The sequence below is a fragment of the Streptomyces sp. TLI_171 genome, assembly GCF_003610255.1.
Classification (GTDB): Bacteria; Actinomycetota; Actinomycetes; order Streptomycetales; family Streptomycetaceae; genus Kitasatospora.
Genome location: NZ_RAPS01000001.1, coordinates 2,623,980 through 2,644,304, shown reverse-complemented (window position 1 = coordinate 2,644,304; position 20,325 = coordinate 2,623,980). Strand labels below are relative to the sequence as shown.

At 71.0% G+C, this 20,325-nt stretch carries 17 protein-coding genes, 2 tRNA genes and 1 riboswitch; of the genes, 13 read left to right on the top strand and 6 right to left on the bottom strand.

The window, feature by feature from the left end:
• Window positions 1-123 precede the first annotated feature (123 nt).
• Both BX266_RS11985 and BX266_RS11980 read left to right on the top strand, forming a co-directional pair.
• Entirely contained in the window at window positions 124-1,056 is a 933-nt protein-coding gene (locus tag BX266_RS11985) for a carbohydrate ABC transporter permease (RefSeq protein ID WP_099899228.1), read from the top strand.
• Between the two features lie 10 nt (window positions 1,057-1,066).
• A complete protein-coding gene (locus BX266_RS11980; protein WP_099899226.1) occupies window positions 1,067-2,020 on the top strand; it encodes a carbohydrate ABC transporter permease in 954 nt (317 codons plus the stop codon).
• 77 nt (window positions 2,021-2,097) lie between these two features.
• Here BX266_RS11980 and pepN read toward each other — a convergent pair whose 3' ends face one another.
• Window positions 2,098-4,692 carry an aminopeptidase N gene (pepN, locus tag BX266_RS11975; protein ID WP_099899224.1) on the bottom strand — a complete coding sequence of 865 codons (2,595 nt, stop codon included), beginning with the start codon at window positions 4,690-4,692 and terminating at the stop codon, window positions 2,098-2,100.
• Window positions 4,693-4,868: 176 nt separating this feature from the next.
• Between pepN and BX266_RS11970 the strand changes: the two genes are divergently transcribed.
• Window positions 4,869-5,504, top strand: coding sequence for a disulfide bond formation protein DsbA (locus BX266_RS11970; protein WP_099899222.1), 636 nt, complete (start codon window positions 4,869-4,871; stop codon window positions 5,502-5,504).
• Between the two features lie 68 nt (window positions 5,505-5,572).
• Here the strand turns inward: BX266_RS11970 and BX266_RS11965 are convergent, their stop codons facing one another.
• Window positions 5,573-6,964 (bottom strand): amino acid permease, encoded by a 1,392-nt coding sequence (locus tag BX266_RS11965; RefSeq protein ID WP_099899220.1) that lies wholly within the window; start codon window positions 6,962-6,964, stop codon window positions 5,573-5,575.
• A 287-nt stretch (window positions 6,965-7,251) separates the two neighbouring features.
• Between BX266_RS11965 and BX266_RS11960 the strand changes: the two genes are divergently transcribed.
• Both BX266_RS11960 and BX266_RS11955 read left to right on the top strand, forming a co-directional pair.
• Entirely contained in the window at window positions 7,252-7,848 is a 597-nt protein-coding gene (locus BX266_RS11960) for a biotin transporter BioY (RefSeq protein ID WP_099899218.1), read from the top strand.
• 72 nt (window positions 7,849-7,920) lie between these two features.
• Window positions 7,921-8,406, top strand: a complete 486-nt coding sequence (locus BX266_RS11955) for a ribose-5-phosphate isomerase (protein ID WP_099899216.1) — start codon at window positions 7,921-7,923, stop codon at window positions 8,404-8,406.
• A 62-nt stretch (window positions 8,407-8,468) separates the two neighbouring features.
• Here BX266_RS11955 and BX266_RS11950 read toward each other — a convergent pair whose 3' ends face one another.
• A complete protein-coding gene (locus BX266_RS11950) occupies window positions 8,469-9,722 on the bottom strand; it encodes a GNAT family N-acetyltransferase (RefSeq protein ID WP_099899214.1) in 1,254 nt (417 codons plus the stop codon).
• Between the two features lie 168 nt (window positions 9,723-9,890).
• Between BX266_RS11950 and BX266_RS11945 the strand changes: the two genes are divergently transcribed.
• The 3 genes from BX266_RS11945 to BX266_RS11935 all read left to right on the top strand — a co-directional run bounded on the left by BX266_RS11945 (window position 9,891) and on the right by BX266_RS11935 (window position 13,206).
• Window positions 9,891-11,102: a PP2C family protein-serine/threonine phosphatase gene (locus BX266_RS11945; protein WP_399169482.1), complete on the top strand. Its 1,212-nt coding sequence runs from the start codon at window positions 9,891-9,893 to the stop codon at window positions 11,100-11,102.
• Window positions 11,103-11,499: 397 nt separating this feature from the next.
• Window positions 11,500-11,694, top strand: coding sequence for a hypothetical protein (locus tag BX266_RS11940; protein ID WP_099899212.1), 195 nt, complete (start codon window positions 11,500-11,502; stop codon window positions 11,692-11,694).
• 365 nt (window positions 11,695-12,059) lie between these two features.
• Window positions 12,060-12,217, top strand: a riboswitch (cyclic di-AMP (ydaO/yuaA leader).
• A 5-nt stretch (window positions 12,218-12,222) separates the two neighbouring features.
• Window positions 12,223-13,206 (top strand): LysM peptidoglycan-binding domain-containing M23 family metallopeptidase, encoded by a 984-nt coding sequence (locus BX266_RS11935; protein ID WP_099899210.1) that lies wholly within the window; start codon window positions 12,223-12,225, stop codon window positions 13,204-13,206.
• Window positions 13,207-13,341: 135 nt separating this feature from the next.
• On the opposite strand, the gene BX266_RS11930 is transcribed toward BX266_RS11935, so the two are convergent.
• A tRNA-Gly gene (locus BX266_RS11930) sits at window positions 13,342-13,412 on the bottom strand.
• A gap of 149 nt (window positions 13,413-13,561) precedes the next feature.
• Between BX266_RS11930 and BX266_RS11925 the strand changes: the two genes are divergently transcribed.
• From BX266_RS11925 to clpX, 5 genes are all read left to right on the top strand, one after another.
• A tRNA-Pro gene (locus BX266_RS11925) sits at window positions 13,562-13,635 on the top strand.
• Between the two features lie 182 nt (window positions 13,636-13,817).
• Window positions 13,818-15,197, top strand: a complete 1,380-nt coding sequence (tig, locus tag BX266_RS11920; protein ID WP_099899208.1) for a trigger factor — start codon at window positions 13,818-13,820, stop codon at window positions 15,195-15,197.
• A gap of 234 nt (window positions 15,198-15,431) precedes the next feature.
• On the top strand, window positions 15,432-16,043 hold the full coding sequence (locus BX266_RS11915) for an ATP-dependent Clp protease proteolytic subunit (RefSeq protein WP_099907723.1): 612 nt from the start codon (window positions 15,432-15,434) through the stop codon (window positions 16,041-16,043).
• 44 nt (window positions 16,044-16,087) lie between these two features.
• Entirely contained in the window at window positions 16,088-16,750 is a 663-nt protein-coding gene (locus BX266_RS11910) for an ATP-dependent Clp protease proteolytic subunit (RefSeq protein WP_099899206.1), read from the top strand.
• 277 nt (window positions 16,751-17,027) lie between these two features.
• The gene (gene clpX / locus BX266_RS11905) at window positions 17,028-18,314 is read left to right on the top strand and encodes an ATP-dependent Clp protease ATP-binding subunit ClpX (protein ID WP_014135752.1); all 1,287 of its coding nucleotides are present in this window, start codon (window positions 17,028-17,030) and stop codon (window positions 18,312-18,314) included.
• 79 nt (window positions 18,315-18,393) lie between these two features.
• Here the strand turns inward: clpX and BX266_RS11900 are convergent, their stop codons facing one another.
• Together BX266_RS11900 and BX266_RS11895 are read right to left on the bottom strand one after the other, a co-directional pair.
• A complete protein-coding gene (locus BX266_RS11900) occupies window positions 18,394-19,197 on the bottom strand; it encodes a hypothetical protein (RefSeq protein ID WP_099899204.1) in 804 nt (267 codons plus the stop codon).
• A 43-nt stretch (window positions 19,198-19,240) separates the two neighbouring features.
• Window positions 19,241-20,200: a hypothetical protein gene (locus tag BX266_RS11895; protein WP_099899202.1), complete on the bottom strand. Its 960-nt coding sequence runs from the start codon at window positions 20,198-20,200 to the stop codon at window positions 19,241-19,243.
• Window positions 20,201-20,325 lie beyond the last annotated feature (125 nt).

Genomic DNA, 20,325 nt, shown 5'->3' with positions numbered 1-20,325 from the left:
ACAGCAGGCCGACGGCTCGTCACCGAAAGACCGGGGCCCGCTCGCGGGCCCCGGTCGTTCCACGCGATACCGCAGTTCCAAGCCTGTCTGACCACAGGCTGTCGGCGGACAGGAGCAGCTCCCATGCGTCACCGTAAGTACCCCTTCATCTTCGGGTTCCTCGTCGTACCCGTCGTGCTGTACATCGCCCTGGTCATCTGGCCCTACCTGCAGACCTTCGGCTACTCGCTGACCGACTGGTCAGGCGCCTCGCCCGAGATGAACTTCGTCGGGCTGGACAACTACGTGAAGCTGTTCGGCGACAGCGTCTTCCTCGACGCGCTGCAGCACAACCTGCTGCTGCTGATCGTGCTGCCGCTGGTCACCATCCTGCTGGCGCTGTTCTTCGCCTTCATGCTCAACGTGGGCGGCAAGGGCGGCACCGGCGGCGTGCAGGGCGTGCGGGGATCCGCCTTCTACAAGGTGGTCTTCTTCTTCCCGCAGGTGCTGTCGGTCGCGATCCTGTCCGTGCTGTTCCAGGGCGTCTACCGGACCGACCAGGGCGGCCTGCTCAACGGCGTGCTGGTCGAGCTCGGCATCGAGGACCCGAACCAGCCCTGGCAGTGGCTGTCCGACCCCAACCTCGGCCTGTGGTGCGTCATGGGCGTGCTGATCTGGTCCGGCGTCGGCTTCTACCTGGTGCTGTTCTCGGCCGCCATGCAGAGCATCCCGAAGGACATCTACGAGGCCGCCCTGCTGGACGGCGCCAAGCGCGGCACCACCTTCTTCAGGATCACCCTGCCGCTGCTCTGGGAGACCATCCAGACCGCCTGGGTCTACCTGGCGATCGCCGCCATGGACGCCTTCGCGCTGGTCTCCACCATGACCCCCGGCGCGTACTACGGCGGTGGCCCGGACCACCACAGCGAGATCATGGCGACCTTGCTGATGCGCAACTTCGTCACCTTCGGCAAGGCCGGCTACGCCTGTGCCATGGGTGTGGTGATCTTCTTCATCACCCTGGTCCTGTCCGTCGTCTCGCTCCGGGTCACCCGGCGCGAGAAGATCGAGTTCTGAGGTTCCCGGCATGAGCACCAACACCGACGCGACCACCGGCGTCCCGGCCCAGCGCACCGGCGGGGACAACAAGCCGCGCAAGCCCGCCAAGGACCAGCGCTTCGCGGACGGCGGGGGAGTCCTCAACGTCTTCTCGCACGGCTTCCTGGCCCTCTGGGCGCTGCTGATCATCGGTCCGCTGATCTGGATCGTCCTCGGCTCGTTCAAGAACAACTCCGAGATCGGCGGCAGCGCCTGGAGCTGGCCCTCGCACTGGAGCTTCGACGCCTTCGGCCGGGCCTGGGACAAGGGCATCGGCTCGTTCTTCGTCAACACCGTGATCGTGCTGGCGGGTTCGCTCACCCTCACCATGCTGCTCGGCGCGATGGCCGCCTACGTGCTGGCCCGCTACGAGTTCCGCGGCAACAAGGTCATCTACTACTTCTTCGTCGCCGGCGCGATGTTCCCGGTGTACCTCGCGCTGGTCCCGCTGTTCTTCATGGTGAAGAACCTCGGCGACGTGATCCCCTGGCTGGGCCTGAACCAGTACGTGGGCCTGATCCTGGTGTACACGGCGTACTCGCTGCCGTTCACCGTGTTCTTCCTGTACTCGTTCTTCCGCTCGCTGCCGAGCGCCGTGCACGAGGCCGCGATGATCGACGGCTGCTCGCACTCCCGGGCGTTCTTCCAGGTCATGGTGCCGATGGCGAAGTCCGGCCTGATCAGCGTGTTCATCTTCAACGTGCTCGGCCAGTGGAACCAGTACCTGCTGCCGCTTACCCTGATGCAGCAGCAGACCGGCAACGACCCGGACCACTCGATGCTGGCCCAGGGCCTGATGAACCTGGCCCAGCAGTCCGGCTACGCCAGCGACTTCCCCGGCCTGTTCGCCGGCATGACGATCGCGATGCTCCCGGTGCTGGTGGTCTACCTGTCCTTCCAGCGGCAGGTCCAGGCGGGCCTCACCTCCGCCACCCTGAAGTAGCGCACCGAGCGTTTGGGGCAACTCCCGTTCCAGAGACGGGAGTTGCCCCATTCGTCGTTACGCGGCGCTGTTCGGGACTACTCGGCGTCGCACTCCTGCGCGCGCAGCGCCCGGGCCAGGTCGTCCCGGCACTCCAGGACCAGCCGGCGCAGCGCCGGGGCGGCGCCGGCGTGCCCGGCCAGCCAGGCGTCGGTGGCCGCCAGGGTCTCCGGCGTGGTCCGGTAGCGCGGGTAGAAGCCGCCGACGATCCGCATCGCGATCTCGATCGAGCGCTCGGCCCAGATCGACTCCAGCATCTCGAAGTACGGCGCGGCGTAGGCGGCCGTCAGCTCCCGGTGCCCGGCCCGGTTGAAGCCCGCGATCTGGGCCTCGACCAGGGCGTTGGGCAGCTCGTCGGAGTCGACCACCGAGGTCCACGCGGCGGCCTTGGCCCCCGGGGTGGGCAGCGCGGCCAGGCACTGGGTCTGCTGGCGACGGCCGCTGGCGGTGTTGTCGCGGGCGAGTTCGGCGGCCAGCTCCTCGGTGGTGGCGGCGCCGTTGGAGGCGAGCGCCAGCCAGAACGTCCAGCGCAGTTCCTGGTCGACCGTCAGGCCGTCGATCCGGCCGGTGCCGTCGAGCAGGCCGCGCAGCAGCTGCAGGTGATCGGCGCGCTTGGCGGTGTCGGCCAGGAAGCGGGCCCAGGCCAACTGGTGGTCGCTGCCGGGTGCGGCCAGCGAGAGCTCGCGCAGCGCGCACTCGGCCAGCGCGGTGCCGTACTCGGCGCGGCGGGCCGGGTCGGCGTACACCGCCAGCGCGGTGCCGGACTGCTGGTGCAGGGACTGCAGCACGCCGATGTCGGACTCCCGGCCGGCGAAGCGCTGCACCAGGTCGAGGTAGTCGCGGGTGGGCATCAGCCCGTCCCTGGTCAGGTTCCACACCGCGGACCAGGCCAGCGCCCGGGCCAGGCTGGGCGCGCCGTCGCCCGCGGTCGACGGTCCGCCGTCGGCGAGGTCGCCGAGGCCCGTTCGCAGGGTCTCCAGCGAGCGCTCGTCGAAGCGGACCTTGCAGTACGTCAGGTCGTCGTCGTTGAGCAGCACCAGCGCGGGCAGCGGCCGGCCGGCCGCCTCCGCGACCACCGTGCGGGCGCCGGTGACGTCCAGCTCGTAGCGGTCGGTGCGGAGCAGGGCGCCGTCCGCGGCGAGGTCGTACAGGCCGACCGCGATCCGGTGCGGGCGCAGCGGCTCGCCGTCCTGACGGATCGCCAGCTCGGTGATCCGGCCCTCCGCGTCGTGCACCAGCTCCGGGGTGAGGGTGTTTACGCCGGAGGTCTGCAGCCAGGCCTTCGACCAGGTGCGCAGGTCGCGGCCGCTGGTCTCCTCCAGGGCGTCCAGCAGGTCGGTGAGCACGGTGTTGCGATAAGCGTGCTGCTTGAAGTACCGGCGGGCGCCCTCGAAGAAGGCGTCCCGGCCGACGTAGGCGACCAGCTGCTTGAGGACGGAGGCGCCCTTGGCGTAGGTGATGCCGTCGAAGTTGAGCTTGGCGTCCTCCAGATCGCGGATGTCGGCCGTGATCGGGTGGGTGGTGGGGAACTGGTCCTGCCGGTACGCCCAGGCCTTGCGCTGGTTGGCGAAGGTGATCCAGCCGGAGCGGAACTTGGTGACCTCGACCTGTGCGAAGGCGCCCATGAAGTCCGCGAAGGACTCCTTCAGCCACAGGTCGTCCCACCACTTCATGGTGACCAGGTCGCCGAACCACATGTGCGCCATCTCGTGCAGGATCACGTTGGCGCGACCCTCGTACGCGGCCTCGGTGACCTTCGAGCGGAACACGTACTCCTCGCGGAAGGTGACGCAGCCGGGGTTCTCCATCGCGCCGATGTTGTACTCCGGGACGAAGCACTGGTCGTACTTGCCGAACGGGTACGGGTAGTCGAACTCCTGGTGGAAGAAGTCCAGGCCCTGCTTGGTGACGGTGAGGATCTCGTCGGCGTCGAAGTACGGGGCCAGCGAGCGGCGGCAGGTGGCGGCGAGCGGGATCTCCAGCACGGTGCCGTCGGGCAGTTCGCGCGAGTAGTGGTCGCGCACCACGTGGTACGGGCCGGCCACCACGGCGGTCAGGTAGGTGGAGATCGGGCGGGTCGGCGCGAACTCCCAGGTGCGGGTGGAGCCGTCCGCGGTGACCGTCTCGGGCACCGCGTTGGCGTACACGTCCCAGGCCGCGGGGGCGGTCACCGTGAAGGCGAACGGGGCCTTCAGGTCGGGCTGTTCGAAGTTGGCGAAGACCCGGCGGGCGTCGGCCGGCTCGTAGTGGGTGTACAGGTAGGTCTCGCCGTCCGCCGGGTCGACGAAGCGGTGCAGGCCCTCGCCGGTGCGGCTGTACGCGCACTCGGCGACCACCGTCAGCTCGTTGCGCGCGGCCAGCGCGGGCAGCGCCACCCGGGCGCCGTCGAACACCTCGGCCGGGTCGAGCCGGCGCCCGTTCAGCTCCACCGAGACCACCTCGGGGGCCAGCAGGTCGGCGAACGACGAGGCCCCCGGGGTGCTGCAGTCGAAGGAGATCCGAGTGGTGGAACGGAAGGTGGGCCGGCCCGGGTCGGCCGCCGCACTCACGTCCAGGTGGACGCGGTAGCCCTCCACCCGGATGATCGCGGCCCGGTCGCGGGCCTCCTCACGGCTCAGGTTCTTGCCCGGCACGGCGGCACTCCTCTGTACGGAACACACGGTTTCGGGGCGTTCATGGCACCCCGTGGGGCATCCTTTCACGCCGGGGGTGCTGTGCCATTGCACTGGGGGAGGAATCATCGCGGACGCCGACGGGTTTGGATTCCGGGGGGCACCCCCCACCACACCCGACCCGAAGGACGCCGTCAGTGACGACCGCAGACTCCCGCAAGATCGCCGACTTCTGGTTCGACCCGATCTGCCCCTGGGCCTGGATGACCTCCCGCTGGATGCTCGAGGTCGAGCAGCTCCGCCCGGTGGACACCCGCTGGCACGTGATGAGCCTGTCGGTCCTGAACGAGAACCGGGACGACCTCCCGGAGCGCTACCGCGAACTGCTGGCCGCCGGCTGGGGTCCGGTCCGGGTCCTGATCGCCGCCGCCCAGGCGCACGGCGACAAGGTGCTCGGCCCGCTCTACACCGAGCTCGGCACCCGCTTCCACAACCAGGGCCTGCCCAACGAGCGGGCGACCATCGTGGCCGCGCTGCGCGCCGCGAACCTGCCGGAGGAGCTGGCCGACGCCGCCGACACCGACGCGTACGACGACGCGCTGCGCGCCTCGCACGCCGAGGGCATCGGCCTGGTCGGCGAGGACGTCGGCACCCCGGTGATCGCCGTCGACGGGCCGGACGGCGACCGGGTCGCCTTCTTCGGGCCGGTCGTCACGCCGACCCCGCGCGGCGAGGCCGCGGCCCGGCTGTGGGACGGCACCATCCTGGTCGCCTCCACGCCCGGCTTCTACGAGATCAAGCGCACCCGCACCGCGGGCCCCTCGTTCGAGTAGGCCCTGCGACGCGCGGAACCCCGCACCCCCCTCGGGGGTGCGGGGTTCCGTCGTGCCGGGGCTCAGGCTCAGGCGGCGGGCCGACGGTTCTTCAGGTGGCCGACCACGGCCAGCGCCACCGTCAGACCGGCGGTGAAGTACAGCTGGATGCGGTTGGCGGAGTCCAGCGTCATCAGCACCAGGATCGCCGCGATCGCGGCCAGCGCCAGGTAGGTCAGGTACGGGAACGCCCACATCCGGACCGGGAGTTGATCGGCGGTCAGGTGGCGGCGCATCCGGAGCTGGGCGACCGAGATGAAGCCCCAGACCACCAGCACGGCGGCGCCGACCATGTTGAGCAGCCAGCTGAACACCGTCTCCGGCCACCAGTAGGAGAGCAGCACCGCCAGGAAGCCGAACGCGCAGGAGGCCACCACGGCGCGGCGCGGCACCCCGCCGGACAGCCGGGACAGCGCGCGCGGGCCGTGGCCGCGGGCGATCAGCGAGTGGGCCATCCGGGAGGAGCCGTAGATGTTGGCGTTCATCGCGGAGAGCAGCGCGATCAGCACCACCACGTTCATCAGCTGCGCCGCCCCGGGGATGCCCAAGGTGTCCAGCACGGCGACGTACGGGCCGGGCTTCACCACGGACGGGTCGTTCCACGGGACCAGGGTGACGATGACCGCCATCGAGCCGACGTAGAACAGCGCGATCCGCCACATCGCGGTGCGCACCGCGAGGGCCACGCTGCGGCGCGGGTTCTCCGACTCGGCGGCGGCGATGGTGACGGTCTCCAGACCGCCGTACGCGAAGACCGAGGCGAGCAGGCCGGTGACCAGGCCGCTGGCGCCGGTGGGGAAGAAGCCGCCGTCGCCGGTCAGGTTGGCGCTGCCGGGGGAGGGGGTGCCGGGCAGCACGCCGAGGACCGCCAGCACGCCGATCACCAGGAAGGCCGAGATGGCGAGCACCTTGATCGCGGCGAACCAGAACTCGAACTCGCCGAAGTTGCGCACCGCGGCCAGGTTGGTCAGGCAGAAGAAGGCCATGAAGACGGCGACCCAGGCCCAGGACGGCACGCCGGGCAGCCAGCCGGAGACGATGCCGGCCGCGCCGATCGCCTCGACCGCGACGCCGACGCAGAGCAGCACCCAGAACAGCCAGCCGACGGTGAACCCGGCCCACGGACCGATCTCCCGGTCGGCGTGCACCGAGAAGGAACCGGAGGCGGGGCGGGCCGCGGACATCTCGCCGAGCATCCGCATCACCAGCATCACCAGCAGGCCGGAGGCGGCGAAGGCGAGCACCACGGCCGGTCCGGCGGCGGCGATGCCGGAGCCGGAGCCGACGAACAGGCCGGCGCCGATCACGCCACCGAGCGCGATCATCGACAGGTGGCGCTGCTTCAGGCCGTGGGCCAGGCCGGTGTCCTCGGTGGCCGTCGCCGGGGCGGGCGCGGTCGGGGGTGCGGGGGAGCGGGTCATGCGGGGGAATCCAGACTGTTCGACTATCGGACCCCTTCGCGGGGAGCTGTCCACTATTCGACATGTGGCGTGGACACCCCAAAGCCGGACCGGTATCCGGACGGGTGCCTGACGCAGCGTAGCGCCGCGGACGCGCAGGGTGCGGGTGAGGGCTCGGTCACAGGCCGGATCCGACAAGCCGGGGCCGGTCGGCTTTGTCACGCCCGACGCGGCGGAAAGCACCTGACGCCGCGTAGGTTCACAGGTGATCATCCGCACTGGACACCACTGGAACCCCGGGAGCAGCCATGGCCATCGCCGCGCCGACACCCTCCACCGCCGTCCTCGCCGACCTGCTGCCCAGCCCGTCGACCAGGCTCGGCGCCCGGGCCCGCGACCTGGCCCTGGTGGCCGGCGGCGCCGCGCTGACCGGCCTGGCCGCGCAGCTCTCGGTGCCGGTCCCGGGCTCCCCGGTGCCGGCGACCGGGCAGACCTTCGCCGCACTGCTGGTCGGCACCGCGCTCGGCGCCCGGCGCGGCGCCGCCTCGCTCGGCCTGTACCTGCTCGCCGGCATGGCCGGCCTGCCGTGGTTCGCCGAGGGCAGCTCCGGCGCCGGCCTCGCGACCCTCGGCTACGTGATCGGCTTCGTGCTGGCCGCCGCGCTCACCGGCGCCCTGGCCCGCCGCGGCGCGGACCGCAGCCCGCTGGCCACCGCCGGGGCGATGGCGCTCGGCAGCCTGACGATCTACGCGGTCGGCGTGCCGTACCTGGCGTTCGCGCTGGACGTCCCGCTGGCCGAGGCCGCGCACCTCGGTCTGTACCCGTACCTGGTGGGCGACACGCTGAAGCTGGTGCTCGCCATGGGCGCCCTGCCGCTCGCCTGGAAGCTGCTCGGCCGCCGCTGACGGAACACCGGCCGGATCCGGGCCCGCGCCCCTGTCGGGGAGCGGGCCCGACGGCATGTCACACTCGTGGTCATGCGCGTCTACCTGGGCTCCGACCACGCCGGATACGAACTGAAGAACCACCTCGTCGAGTGGCTGAAGGGGGCCGGGCACGAGCCGGTCGACTGCGGCCCGCACATCTACGACGCCGAGGACGACTACCCGCCGTTCTGCCTGCGGGCGGCCGAGCGCACCGCCGCCGACCCCGAGGCGCTGGGCGTGGTGATCGGCGGCTCCGGCAACGGCGAGGCGATCGCCGCGAACAAGGTCAAGGGCGTCCGGGCGGCGCTGGCCTGGAGCGAGCAGACCGCCGCGCTCGGCCGCGAGCACAACAACGCCAACGTGATCTCGGTCGGCGGCCGGATGCACTCCGTGGACGAGGCGACCAAGTTCGTCGAGATCTTCCTCAGCACCCCGTACAGCGGCGAGGCCCGGCACACCCGCCGGATCGAGATGCTCTCCGAGTACGAGACCACCGGCGAGCTCCCCCCGATCCCGGCGCACCACCCGCAGGGCTGAGCCCGCGAGCACCCACCGCGCCCGCCCGGGGATCTCCCCGGGCGGGCGCTGCGGTTCCCGGGTCAGAAGCCGTGCGGCAGCCAGGGCTCCAGCGCGGAGCGGAACGCCCCGGACGCCGGTTCCAGCGCGCCCGGCCGCAGCTCCCGCACCAGGCCCGCCGCGGCGAGCGCCGCCAGCGAACCGCCGCCCAGGTACACCGCTCCCAACTCCCGCACGTCCAGCTCCAGTTCGGCCGGCTCCTCGGTCGGCACGCAGGACACCGGCCCGCCCGGCGCAGCGGTCAGCCGCCAGCGGCCCGCGTTCCACGGGCAGAACGCGTCGGTCACCTCCAGGACCACGTCCACCGGCTGCGCGTACGTCCGCGCCGTCAGCGCCCGCGGCAGGTCCACCAGCCGCAGGTACAGAGCGTCCACCAGCCGCGGCGTCAGGTGCCGGACGTCCGACACCAGGTGCAGCAGCGGGTCGTCGAGCGGCAGGCTGGGCGCCTCCACCCGCTCGGTCAGGTCCAGGTCCAGCAGGAACTCCCACAGCCGGGCGTACACCCAGGGCTGCTCCGCCTGCACCGCCCGCACCCGCACCGCCCCGGCCGCGCCGCGCTCGTTGAACTCGCCCTTCACCGCGTACCGGGCGTAGCCGAGCAGTTCGCCGCTCTCCGCGTCCTCCGCCAGCACCAGCTGCAGCGGGGAGAAGCCGCCGCGCGACTCCGGCGCGTCCAGCACCGCGACCCGCTCCCAGCCGGGCTGCCGCACCAGGGTGCCCGGGCGGCGGGTGGCCAGCCGGGCGAACAGCTCCTCGCAGCGCGGCAGTTCGGCCCGCGGATCGGCCAGCCGGAGCACCACCTGACCCTGCCGCTCGGGGGTGTGCACCCGGACCTTGCCGCGCTGCATCGACACCGCCACCTTGCGGGTCGCCTGCCCGTAGCCGAACCGGCCGTAGATGGCCGGCTCGGAGGCCGTCAGCGCCGCCACCGCCTCACCGGCGGCCCGCACGTCGTCCAACTGCCGGCGCATCAGCGCCGTCAGCGCGCCCCGCCGCCGGTGCGTCGGCAGCACGCCCACCATGGTCACGCCCGCCAGCGGGATCACCGCGCCGCCCGGCACCACCAGGCGCAGGCTGAAGATCCCGCCGCCGCCGACGATCCGCTCGCCGTCGCAGATCGCCAGCGACCGCTCCACCTCCGTCAACTCGCGCCACAGCGAACGCTCCTCGGGCGGCTCGGGGGTACCGCCGAAGGCCACGTCCACGGTCCCGTACCAGGACTCCCACTCCTCGGCGAGCAGCGGCCGCACGGTCAACTCGGGGTGTCGAATCGTCATGCACCCCTCCCTACCAGCAGATCCTCGCCCGAGCGAGCCAATTGCCGGGCCGCCGGCCGCCGCGCGCGCCGCCCGGCGGCCGAAACCCGCCGCCGCGCCCCCGCCCGCTGCACTCCGTGCCACCCACCCCGTCGACGCGCGCACCGCCGGTGGATAAGGTCGGTCCCCATGGCCGGCAGCGCGCGACCCACTGCGACGGGCCGGGACCCCAGACCGTCCCGCGAACCCGTGACGGCCCGGCTGCGCGCGGCGCTGTACCGGGCCCGACGCAGGCTGCGCCGCACCGGGGTCGACTACTTCCGCGGCGACGGCGCCGACTGGTGGGCGTTCGGCGCCCTGGCGCTGGCCGTCCCCGCCCTGGTCCTGCTGAACATCGTGGCCCCGGACTGGGCCCCGCCCACCGCCCTGGTGCTGCCGATCCTGGCCGGCGCCCTGCTGCTGCGCCCCGGCACCCTGGTCCTGCTGTACGCCGTCGCGGCCGGCGGGCTGGTCACCGAATCCCTGGTGCACACCGGGGAGAGGGTGGCCAGCGACAGCCCGGACACCTACACCCACGGCGTCACCCCCGGCGCCGCCCTGGTGGTCGGCGCCGTCGGCGTCGCCGGACTGCTGGTCGCCCAGTTCCGCCGCCGGATCGGCGTACCGTGGCGCGGCGGCTCCACCATGCTGTTCGACCTGCGCGAGCGGATCCGGGTCCAGGGCCGGATGCCGAAGCTCCCCGACGGCTGGCACACCGACACCGCGCTGCGCCCGGCCGGCGGCCAGTCCTTCTCCGGCGACTTCATGGTCGCCGCCCGCACCGGACCGGGCGGCCGGATGCTCGAAGTCGTGCTCGCCGACGTCTCCGGCAAGGGCATGGACGCCGGCAGCCGGGCCCTGCTGCTGTCCGGCGCCTTCGGCGGCCTGCTCGGCTCGCTGCCCGCGCACGACTTCCTGCCCGCCGCCAACGGCTACCTGCTGCGCCAGGACTGGGCCGAGGGCTTCGCCACCGCCGTCCACCTGGTCCTCGACCTGGACACCGGCGAGTACGAACTGCTCTCGGCCGGCCACCTCCCCGGCATGCACCGGCTGGGCGGGGCCGGCCACTGGGAGGTCAAGGAGGCCGACGGGCCACTGCTCGGCGTCTACGACGGCGCCAAGTTCGAAGGGGTGCGCGGCACCCTGGGCCCCGGCGACGTCCTGATGCTGTGCACCGACGGCATGGTGGAGATCCCGGGCCGCGACCTCGGCGAGGGCATGGACCGGCTGATGGGCGAGGCCGACCGGCTGGTGGCCACCGCCCCGGTCGGCGTCCGCTCCGGCGCCGCGGTCCGGCTGATCGACACCGTCGCCAAGCACGTCAACGACGACCGCGCGGTGCTGCTGGTCTGGCGCCGCTGACGCCCGCGGCGCGGTTCGGATGCGGAGGCCCGGTGAGCGAGGGGTGTCCACGGAGTGTCAAACCCGGACGTTGATCTTCGGCCAATTCCGTTGCCCCGCCCGGGCCATGGACATATGCCGGGCCTGCCTGGCGGTTTGCCGGAGCGGCCGCGGCGGACCGACTCCCGCCGACGCCCCGTCAGAACCCCTCCGCTATCGTCGCGGTCGGCGAAAATCAGTCCCACCACCCCGGTTCGGGTCCCGGGCAACTGGGCAAGTCCTTTACGCAGTAGGCACGAGCGACCACACTGAGTCCGGATGGAGTGGTGGGGACACGGGGGGCAGGGGCCGGTTTCCGCCTGGAGCCATCGCCGGTTCCAACCCGAATCCCCGCCTTGAATCGAGGAAGTGAGTCCCGGTGGCCTTCTCCGTCTCCGCGCTTGTCCTGTTCGGCGTCATCGTCGCCATCTTCATCCGCAACAAGCAGCTGAAGAGCGGGCACGCCATCGTCGCCGCCCTGTTCGGCTTCATGCTCAGCCAGTCGACCATGGCCGGCCCCATCCAGCAGTTCCTCAACTCCGTCTCCAAGGCCATCGCCTCGATCGCGGGTTGACGCACCGTCGGCTCCCCCGGGACGCCCCACGACGGACGGGAAGGACTCCCGTTCCGTCGATTCCGCCTGCCCGCGGGTGACCAGGGTCACCCGATTCGTCACGCCGGGTCCACGCCCGACCGCACACGGTGGCCGAAGTCGCCCGCCGTGTCCGGTTCGTAGGCACACCGTCATGATCCCGTACGCGCAACGCAGCGCGCCGTCGGCGGAGCGTGACCTGGCGGACCGTCAGCCCCTTCCCGACCCCGGGAACGGGGCTTTTCGGCGCTTGCCAGCCTCCCGACCTGTGGGTTTTGCTTCCTCCGCAGCCCGGACATCGACCGGGCAGGCCACCGAGCGGAACGCCTAGTCCTGCCGCCGCCCGGTTCCGACCAGAGACCACGCCACGGCAGGAGCGGGGGAACCACAGGTAGTACGCCGGACCCGGAACGCACGGGACCGGCTCGGGGTGAAGCCGCCTTCCGCGGCCGGGCAACTCTCGCCCGAACCCGACAGCTCACCTCGTAGGCGTCGGAGAGGAACCGCTTCATGTCCGCTCAGGGCAAGCACCGCAAGCCGCGCATGACCACCATCGTCCGCATCGCCATCGCCACCGGCGTGGCCGGTGCCGCGATCGGCCTCCCGGTCTCCGCCGCCTCCGCGCACGGCACCGCCGACCACCAGGACGGCGGCCGCCAGTGGGCCAACGTCTCGGTCGACGCCACCCCCGTCGCCGACACCACCTCCGACACCGGCAGCCAGGCCGCCGGGTCGCACTCGTACAAGGTCGTCTCCGGCGACACCCTCTCCAAGATCGCCAAGGCGCAGGACGTCAACGGCGGCTGGGAGAAGCTGTACCAGGACAACCGCTCGGTCATCGGCGGCAACCCGAACCTGATCTACCCGGGCCAGCACCTGACGGTCAACGGCCAGGCCGCCGCCCCGGCGCAGTCCTCGGCCAAGTCCTCGACCGCGTCCTCGGACGCCGCGAGCACCAAGGCCGCGGCCGCCCCGAAGGCGTCGACCAAGTCGACCACCAGCAGCACCGCCGCCACCCAGCAGTCGACCCCGAAGGCCTCGGCCTCCACCTCGACCGCCACCAAGTCGACCGGCTCGGCGTCCACCTCCTCCGGTTACGTCGCGCCCGCCCCGGGCAGCGTCACCACCGGCTACAAGGTGGCGGGCTCCAACTGGTCCAGCGGCTACCACACCGGCATCGACTTCCCGGTCGGCACCGGCACCAGCCTCAAGGCGATCGCCGCCGGCACCGTGGTCTCCGCGGGCAACGGCGGCGCCTACGGCAACCAGGTTGTCATCAAGCTGGCCGACGGCAAGTACGCCCAGTACGCCCACCTGTCCTCGATCTCCGTCTCCGCGGGCCAGTCCGTGACGGCGGGGCAGCAGATCGGCCTGTCCGGCGCCACCGGCAACGTGACCGGCCCCCACCTGCACTTCGAGATCCGCACCACCCCGGACTACGGCTCCGACATCGACCCCGTCGCCTACCTGGCGGCCCACGGCGTCAACGTCTGACCCGACCGCACCACCCCCTCGATGGGCCCCGCGCAGCGCCGCGCGGGGCCCATCGGGCTGTCCGGGGCCGCTCACGGGATGCGGAAACGCCAACGGCCCCGACTCGTCGTGGAGTCGGGGCCGTTGACCGGACGGAGCGGGTGACGAGAATCGAACTCGCGTGACCAGTTTGGAAGACTGGGGCTCTACCATTGAGCTACACCCGCGCAGGCGCACCCGCACCGCGTCGCGGTGGCGAGGACTGGGCTAGCGTACCTGGTCGGGTCGGTGGAATGCACACCGCTTCGGGGTTGTCGGCTCGCGGATATCGCCCCGGTCGGGGCCGGGCCGACGTGTACTCTTCTGCTCGGCACCACGGGGTGTGGCGCAGGTTGGTAGCGCGTCCGCTTTGGGAGCGGAAGGCCGTCGGTTCGAATCCGGTCACCCCGACCGTGTGCGGCAGGGTCTCGTCGGTGGCGGGGCCCTGTTGTCGTTGGAGGGGGCGCGCACCCGGTGCCCGGGCACAGTCGCTTTCGTGGTACCGGTAGGATGGATCGCTGGCGGTAGTACGGACAGCAATGCAGCCCCAACCGCCTATCGCCCTGACCGCAAGCCCCCTAGGAGACCCAACCGTGAAGAGCGCCGTCGAGACTCTGAACCCGACCCGGGTTCGACTTATCGTCGAGGTGCCCTTCGAGGAGCTCAAGCCCAGCCTCGACGCGGCGTACAAGAAGATCAACCAGCAGGTCACCGTTCCGGGCTTCCGCAAGGGCAAGATCCCGAACAAGGTGATCGACCAGCGCTTCGGCCGGGGCGCGGTGCTGGAGGAGGCGGTCAACGACGCGCTTCCGCGCTTCTACACGCAGGCCGTCGACGAGGGCCAGATCGACGTGCTGGGCCAGCCCGACATCACCGAGATCGAGGGTGTCGAGAACCTGGCCGACGGCGGTGACCTGAAGTTCACCGCCGAGGTCGATGTTCGCCCCGAGGTCACCCTGCCCGACTTCGCCGAGATCGCCGTCGTGGTCGACCCGATCGAGGTCACCGACGAGGACGTCGAGAAGTCCCTGGAGCAGCTCCGCGAGCGCTTCAGCTCCGTGAAGGACGTCGAGCGCGCCGCCGCCGAGGGCGACGTCGTGGTGATCGACCTGGAGGCCAAGGTCGACGGTGAGGTGCCGGAGGACGGCACCGCCACCGGCGTGAGCTACGAGATCGGCTCCGGCCGCCTGCTGGACGGCATCGACGAGGCCGTGATCGGCCTGTCGGCCGGCGAGTCCAAGACCTTCACCACCACCCTCAAGGGCGGCACGGCGGTCGGCCAGGACTCCGAGGTCACGGTCACCGTGACCACCGTCCAGGAGAAGGAACTCCCCGAGCTGGACGACGAGTTCGCGCAGCTGGCGAGCGAGTTCGACACCATCGAGGAGCTCCGCGCCGACTCCGTCAAGCGCCTCGAGCGGATGAAGGAGTTCGACCAGGCCACCCAGGCCCAGGAGAAGGTCCTCGACGAGCTGCTCACCCGGGTCGAGATGGACTACCCGGAGAAGCTGCTCGCGGACGAGATCGGCACCCGCAAGCACAACCTCGAGCACCACCAGCTGGAGCCGATGGGCCTGACCCTCGACACCTACCTGGCGTCCCAGGACAAGTCCCGCGAGGACTACGAGAAGGACACCGAGGAGCAGGCGAAGAAGGGCATCAAGACCCAGTTCGTGCTGGACCAGATCGTCAAGAACGAGGAGCTGGGCGTCAACCAGGAGGAGCTCACCGAGCACCTCATCCGCCGCGCCGCCGGCTCGGGCCTGACCCCGGACCAGTTCGCGCAGCAGGTCGTCCAGGGCGGCCAGGTGCAGCTGCTGGTCGGCGAGGTCGCCCGCGGCAAGGCGCTGGCCCTGGTGGTCGAGGCCGCCAAGGTCACCGACACCAACGGTGAGACCGTCTCCTTCGAGGACGACGAGGACGAGACCGCGGAGACCGTCGAGGCCGCCGCCGAGGAGTCCACCGAGGCCTGAGCCTCGTGACCGTCGGGTAGCCGACGGAGCGTCAGACCGGGAACGGGCCCGGGCACCCACGGTGCCCGGGCCCGTTCGCGTCCGGCCTGCTCACCCTGCGCTCACAGCGAACAGTTCTGCGTGGGGGATTCAGCGGCGGGGCCTGCGCGTTAGGGTCGGTGGACAGCGACACACACGCAGATCGACTGAGCAGGTGGCTAAGTGACGTTCCCGCAGATGCAGATGCCTGGCCCGATGGCACCGCACGCCGCCGGCGGCGACGTGGGCGGCGGCTTGGGCGACCAGGTCTACAACCGGCTGCTCAACGAGCGCATCATCTTCCTCGGCCAGCAGGTCGACGACGACATCGCCAACAAGATCACCGCCCAGCTCCTGCTGCTCGCGGCGGACCCCGAGAAGGACATCTACCTCTACATCAACTCCCCGGGCGGCTCGATCTCGGCCGGCATGGCGATCTACGACACCATGCAGTACATCAAGAACGACGTGGTCACCATCGCGATGGGCATGGCGGCGTCGATGGGCCAGTTCCTGCTGACCGCGGGCGCGAAGGGCAAGCGCTTCTCGCTGCCGAACGCCAACATCCTGATGCACCAGCCCTCCGCGGGCCTCGGCGGCTCCGCCACCGACATCCGGATCCAGGCCGAGCAGCTGCTGCGCACCAAGAAGCGGATGTCGGAGCTGATCGCCCAGCACAGCGGCCAGTCCTTCGACCAGATCACCGCGGACTCCGACCGCGACCGCTGGTTCACGCCGGAGGAGGCCAAGGCGTACGGCCTGATCGACGAGATCATGCACAGCGCCGCGGACGTCCCGGGCGGCGGCGGCACCGGCGCCGCCGGCTGACCGGCATCGGAACCCAGACCGCACGCTTCGGAGGACCAGAAAACATGAACATCCCCAGCCTGTCCGGTGCCAAGGCGCGCCTGGAGGACATGCGCGCCGAGGGGCGCTACATCGTTCCGCGGTTCGTGGAGCGCACCTCGCAGGGCATCCGCGAGTACGACCCGTACGCCAAGCTGTTCGAGGAGCGCATCATCTTCCTCGGCTCGCAGGTGGACGACGTCTCGGCGAACGACATCATGGCGCAGCTGATCTGCCTTGAGTCGATGGACCCGGACCGGGACATCTCGCTCTACATCAACTCGCCCGGCGGCTCGTTCACCGCGCTGACCGCGATCTACGACACCATGCAGTTCGTGAAGCCGGACATCCAGACCGTCTGCATGGGCCAGGCCGCCTCGGCCGCCGCGGTGATCCTGGCCGCGGGCACCCCCGGCAAGCGCCTCGCGCTGCCGAACGCCCGGGTGCTGATCCACCAGCCGTACACCGAGACCGGCCGCGGCCAGGTGTCGGACCTGGAGATCCAGGCCAAGGAGATCTTCCGGATGCGCGAGCAGCTGGAGACCATGCTGGCCAAGCACTCCAACAAGGAGGTCGACCAGGTCCGCGAGGACATCGAGCGCGACAAGATCCTCACCGCCGAGGAGTCGCTCGAGTACGGTCTGATCGACCAGGTCATCTCGACCCGGAAGAACTCCTACACCGACTGAACTCCCGCCCCGGGCCGGAGCGTACGTGATGTACGCCCCGTCCCGGGGCGTTCCGGTCGGCGCGTCCGTCCCGCACAATGGCAGTCGGGCCATGCGCCCGCGACGGCATCTGTTCGGTATCAATTCGCCCAGGGCGTACGGCAGAGCGGTCGAAGTCGGCGGAAACTGCGACTCGGCAGAGTACCGTCGGATACCAGACCACTCGCCGACGGCGCAGCCGGTCTCACAGCACCAGGCCCCGACCCCCGCGGGGCCCCTGGCGAAGGGGAAGCACCTCGTGGCACGCATCGGAGACGGTGGCGACCTGCTCAAGTGCTCGTTCTGCGGCAAGTCGCAGAAGCAGGTGAAGAAGCTGATCGCCGGGCCAGGCGTGTACATCTGCGACGAGTGCATCGACCTGTGCAACGAGATCATCGAGGAGGAGCTCGCCGAGAGCTCCGAGGTGCGCTTCGAGGAGCTCCCGAAGCCCCGCGAGATCTACGAGTTCCTCGACCAGTACGTAGTCGGCCAGGACCTCGCCAAGAAGGCGCTGTCGGTCGCGGTCTACAACCACTACAAGCGGGTCCAGGCCGGTGAGGCCGGGCGCTCCGGCAGCGGCCGGGACGACGCGATCGAGCTGGCCAAGTCCAACATCCTGCTGCTGGGCCCGACCGGCTCCGGCAAGACGCTGCTGGCGCAGACCCTGGCCCGGATGCTGAACGTGCCGTTCGCGATCGCGGACGCCACGGCGCTGACCGAGGCCGGCTACGTCGGCGAGGACGTCGAGAACATCCTGCTGAAGCTGATCCAGGCGGCGGACTACGACGTCAAGAAGGCCGAGACCGGGATCATCTACATCGACGAGATCGACAAGGTCGCCCGGAAGAGCGAGAACCCGTCGATCACCCGTGACGTCTCCGGCGAGGGCGTGCAGCAGGCGCTGCTGAAGATCCTGGAGGGCACCACCGCCTCGGTGCCGCCGCAGGGTGGTCGCAAGCACCCGCACCAGGAGTTCATCCAGATCGACACCACCAACGTGCTGTTCATCGTCGGCGGCGCGTTCGCCGGCCTGGAGCGGATCATCGAGGGCCGGGCGGGTGCCAAGGGCATCGGCTTCGGCGCGACCATCCGCTCCAAGCGCGAGGTCGACTCGGCGGACCACTTCCGCCAGGTGATGCCCGAGGACCTGGTGAAGTTCGGGATGATCCCGGAGTTCATCGGCCGCCTCCCCGTCATCACCAGCGTGCACAACCTGGACCGCGAGGCGCTGCTGCAGATCCTCACCGAGCCGAAGAACGCGCTGGTGAAGCAGTACCGCAAGCTGTTCGAACTCGACGGCGTGGAGCTGGAGTTCACCCGGGACGCGCTGGAGGCCATCGCCGACCAGGCGATCCTGCGGGGCACCGGCGCGCGCGGTCTGCGGGCCATCATGGAGGAGGTGCTGATGTCCGTGATGTACGAGGTGCCGTCCCGGCAGGACGTCGCCCGCGTGGTGGTCACGGGGGACGTCGTCTCCAAGCACGCCATCCCGACCCTGGTCCCGCGCGACATGATCAAGCGCGAGCGCCGGGAGAAGAGCGCCTGACCCGCCGAGCAGTCGACGAAGGGCCCCGCACCGACCGGTGCGGGGCCCTTCGCGTTGCCGAACTACTGTGCGGCGAGCGTTACTTGGGGACCTCGGAGAGCTTGCGCAGCTCCTGGGTGTCGGCGACCACCTGCTGCTTGGTGATGGTCTTCTCGGCGTCGATCTCCAGCACCAGCACCACGGAGGAGTTGTCGGACCAGACGCAGATGCCGCCCTCCTGCCCGCTGATGTCGATCGAGCCGCAGGACATCCGGCCGCCCAGCGGGCCGGCGTCGACGTCGCTGCGGTCGGAGACGGTCGCGGTGCCGGCCGCGGTGAAGCTGTCGAAGGTGGCGTCCACCTCCTGGGAGGGGAGCAGCACGTTGCCGCTCGCGCCGGAGACCAGCAGCATCTTCGTCTCGTCCGAGGAGCGGTAGATGGTGCTGACCGGCTCGGGGTGGGTGAAGGAGGACTTCTCGTTCTCGAAGCCGCGCTGCAGACCGGTGGAGAGCGCCTTGGTGGTCTCGTCCTCGGGGTCGCTGGTCATGTCGTGGAAGGTCTGCGGCAGGACGACCTTGTGGGTGCCGGTCTTCGACGCGGTGTCCACGATCAGGTAGCCGACCACGCCGGCGCCGCCCAGGACCACCGCGGCCACCACGCCGAGCGTGATCCACAGGCCCTTGCGGGACTTCTTCGGCGGAGCGGGGTAGCCGGGCGGGTACGGGCCGGCGCCGGGCGGGAACTCCTGCGGCGGGACGGCGCCGCCGCCCCAGGCCTGCTGGGGCTGCTGCTGCGGGTAGCCGTAGCCGGGCTGCGGCGCGGGTGCGCCCTGCGGCGGTATCGGGGCACCGGGCTGCGGCGGCCCGAAGCCGGGCTGCGGCGGGCCGAACTGGTTGTCGGACACGGGGCAAGCACTCCGTTCGGAATGAACTGCGGTGGTGTGGGGTCTACTTGGTGACGGTCGCGGCGTCGCGGAACTGGCGGGCCTTGTCCGCGGCCGCGCTGGCGCTGACCGCCTTGCCGCTCGCGGAGCCCAGCACGACGATGCCGATGGTGGAGTGGCTGACGAAGACGCAGATCGGGATCTCCATCTTCACCGACTCGTCGTCGGACTTGGCGACGCCGCAACTGAGCTTGGAGCCCGAGTCGTTGGGGTCCTTGGCGTCGAAGGAGGTGAGCTCCTCCTTCCAGGTCGGCTTGTCCGCCGTGCCGTCCGCCGATCCCGAGTCGTCGCCGTTCTTCAGCTTGTCGGTGGCGACCGCCATGCCCTTGGCCGGGTCGGAGATCCTGCCCCAGCTGCCGCTGATGCTGACCGCGTCGGTGACCGACTTCTGGTAGGTCGCGGTGACCGAACCCTCCAGGGTGCCGATGCTCTCCAGGCCGGTCAGCGAGCCCTTCTCCTTCGAGTCCTTCTTGGTGTACCCGGCGACGCTCGCCGGCGGGGACAGCTTGAACTTGCCCGCGGTGTCCGAGCCGCTGTCGCCGCCCTTCAGCGCGAACCAGCCGACGCCGGCGACCAGCGCCACCACCACGACCACCACCAGGGCGATGATCCCGCCCTTGCCCTTGCTCGGGGCCGGCGGCTGCGCGAACCCGCCGCCGTAGCCCGGCTGTTGGGGCACGCCGCCCCACTGCTGCGGGGGCTGGCCGGCCGGCTGCTGCTGCGGGTAGCCGTACCCGGGCTGCTGGCCCGGCTGCTGCGGGGCGCCGTAGGCCGGGGGCTGCTGGGGGTAGCCGTACCCGGGCTGCTGGCCCGGCTGCTGGGGGGCGCCGTAGGCCGGGGGCTGCTGGGGCGCACCGTACGCGGGGGGCTGGGGCGCGCCGTAACCCGGCTGCGCCGGGGGAGCGCCGTAGGGCTGCTGCGGCTGCCCCTGCGGATACTGCTGTCCCTGCCCCTGGCCGTACATGGTCCTCGTCTCCCCCGCCGCTCGTCCCCCCGGCCACGTCCGGCCGAGTATGCGGGCACGCTACCGCAAGGCCCTCCCGCCGCGCCCGAGTGGTCCGGACACAATCGGTTCGTAACCGCGGTCCC

What these genes read in the sequence shown, in the direction of transcription:
- BX266_RS11935 (WP_099899210.1), top strand. Translation starts at nt 12,223, where the DNA reads ATGTCCGCTCAGGGCAAGCACCGCAAGCCGCGCATGACCACCATCGTC.
- BX266_RS11945 (WP_399169482.1), top strand. Translation starts at nt 9,891, where the DNA reads ATGGCCGGCAGCGCGCGACCCACTGCGACGGGCCGGGACCCCAGACCG.
- BX266_RS11955 (WP_099899216.1), top strand. Translation starts at nt 7,921, where the DNA reads ATGCGCGTCTACCTGGGCTCCGACCACGCCGGATACGAACTGAAGAAC.
- BX266_RS11960 (WP_099899218.1), top strand. Translation starts at nt 7,252, where the DNA reads ATGGCCATCGCCGCGCCGACACCCTCCACCGCCGTCCTCGCCGACCTG.
- BX266_RS11895 (WP_099899202.1), bottom strand. Translation starts at nt 20,200, where the DNA reads ATGTACGGCCAGGGGCAGGGACAGCAGTATCCGCAGGGGCAGCCGCAG.
- BX266_RS11985 (WP_099899228.1), top strand. Translation starts at nt 124, where the DNA reads ATGCGTCACCGTAAGTACCCCTTCATCTTCGGGTTCCTCGTCGTACCC.
- BX266_RS11915 (WP_099907723.1), top strand. Translation starts at nt 15,432, where the DNA reads ATGGCACCGCACGCCGCCGGCGGCGACGTGGGCGGCGGCTTGGGCGAC.
- BX266_RS11910 (WP_099899206.1), top strand. Translation starts at nt 16,088, where the DNA reads ATGAACATCCCCAGCCTGTCCGGTGCCAAGGCGCGCCTGGAGGACATG.
- BX266_RS11965 (WP_099899220.1), bottom strand. Translation starts at nt 6,964, where the DNA reads ATGACCCGCTCCCCCGCACCCCCGACCGCGCCCGCCCCGGCGACGGCC.
- BX266_RS11950 (WP_099899214.1), bottom strand. Translation starts at nt 9,722, where the DNA reads ATGACGATTCGACACCCCGAGTTGACCGTGCGGCCGCTGCTCGCCGAG.
- BX266_RS11980 (WP_099899226.1), top strand. Translation starts at nt 1,067, where the DNA reads ATGAGCACCAACACCGACGCGACCACCGGCGTCCCGGCCCAGCGCACC.